Source organism: Mesorhizobium sp. M7A.F.Ca.CA.001.08.2.1, assembly GCF_003998455.1.
GTDB lineage: Bacteria > Pseudomonadota > Alphaproteobacteria > Rhizobiales > Rhizobiaceae > Mesorhizobium > Mesorhizobium ciceri.
In genome coordinates this window covers 1-240 of sequence record NZ_RZPW01001508.1, presented here as the reverse complement: position 1 = coordinate 240, position 240 = coordinate 1, and the positions used below count along the sequence as shown (strand labels likewise).

The following is a 240-nucleotide window of genomic DNA, read 5'->3' as shown; positions in this document are numbered from 1 at the left end:
CTCGGCGGGCACGGTCGATCTGTCGGGCATGAATGACGGGCCGATCAGCTCGGTGCTCCACGTCACCGACGATGCCGGCAACACGGCCTCGGCCAACGGCGCCGCCATCGACCTCGACACCTCGGCGGACCTGGGTGCGCCGCTGACGCTGTCGATCACCGACACGACGATCAACAATTCGGAGAAGACCGCGGTTGCCTTCACGGTCTCCGGGATCGACGCGGATGTGGCCGGCGCGGA

The 240-nt window shown here is 67.9% G+C and carries 1 protein-coding gene; it reads left to right on the top strand.

The window, feature by feature from the left end:
- A partial coding sequence (locus tag EN914_RS38665; RefSeq protein WP_206522712.1) for a hypothetical protein occupies positions 1 to 240 on the top strand: 240 nt, incomplete at both ends.